The sequence below is a fragment of the Streptomyces sp. NPDC045026 genome, from assembly GCF_056432625.1.
In genome coordinates, this window is sequence record NZ_JBWKIS010000074.1 from 1 (window position 1) to 1,139 (window position 1,139).

General features: G+C 66.1%; 2 protein-coding genes. One reads left to right on the forward strand and one right to left on the reverse strand.

Going from position 1 to position 1,139, the window contains the following annotated elements; translation table 11 throughout:
* Positions 1-16: 16 nt before the first annotated feature.
* Positions 17-463, reverse strand: a complete 447-nt coding sequence (locus AC07EJ_RS46080; protein WP_389491650.1) for an anthrone oxygenase family protein — start codon at positions 461-463, stop codon at positions 17-19.
* 91 nt (positions 464-554) lie between these two features.
* Here AC07EJ_RS46080 and AC07EJ_RS46085 point away from each other — a divergent pair, with 91 nt between their 5' ends.
* Entirely contained in the window at positions 555-1,133 is a 579-nt protein-coding gene (locus AC07EJ_RS46085; protein ID WP_389491648.1) for a TetR/AcrR family transcriptional regulator, read from the forward strand.
* Positions 1,134-1,139 lie beyond the last annotated feature (6 nt).

Genomic DNA, 1,139 nt, shown 5'->3' on the forward strand with positions numbered 1-1,139 from the left:
GGGCCGGCTCGCGGGGTCAGGCGAGGGCGGCGACGAGCAGGGTGAAGGCGGCGATGATGACGGCGACGCGGACGTAGTGGAAGCGGTCCCAGCGGTTCATCTGCTCCTTCCAGTCCGCGGGCCGGTTCTCAGGGGTCCACGTCTTGCTCCGGTTGTTGATCGGGACGAGCAGCAGGATCGACATGACCACGCTGACGATCAGCAGCCCGGCAGCGGTGACGACGAGGCCGGTGCCGTGCTCGTGCCATCCCGCGATGACCCAGAGCGCGGCCAGGACGAGCGAGCCGATGTACCAGACCGGCATCACCGCCCCGAGCATCCGGCCCCCATGAGCGCGGCCCAGCTGGCCACTGTCCTGCGGCAGCGCGTTGAAGATCCGGTTGAGGACGAAGGCGACGGAGAACTCCACCCCCACCATCACGCCCACGACCACGGTGGTGATGACCTCGAGTGCGGTGAGCATGACGACCCCTCCAGAGAACTAGCGCTGCTAGGTGATGAGGCAACGCTAGCGCTACTGCCGCTCGATTGTCTAGCGATGCTAGAATCGAATCATGTCGGTACAAGAACGCAAGGAACGCGAACGAGCGGGCCGCGAACGCCTCATCGTGGCCACAGCCCGCGAACTCGCCGAGCAACAAGGCTGGGACGCGGTCACCACCCGCCGCCTCGCCGAACGCATCGAATACAGCCAGCCCGTCCTCTACAGCCACTTCCGCGGCAAACGGGAAATCATCGGCGCCGTCGCCCTCCAAGGCGCCACAGAACTGGCCACAGCAGTCCGCACCGCAACCGCCACCGCAAACACCCCGCGCGAACGAGTCACCGCCCTCGCCCACGCCTACCTCGACTTCGCCGCACACAACCCAGCGGTCTACGACGCCATCTTCCAACTCGACGGCGGCCTCCCCTACGCACAGGAAGACACCCCCGAACCCCTCAAAGACGCCTTCGCCGCCCTACAGGAAAACCTCGGCGACACCGCCGGCAACGACACCCACCCAGGACTGTTCACCGAAACGTTCTGGGCAGCCCTACACGGCCTCGCAACCCTCACCCGCGCACGACGACTACCACCAGAAGACACCGAACCAAGAGTCAAACTGCTCGTCGACCGACTCCCCGCCCTCTGACAGCCC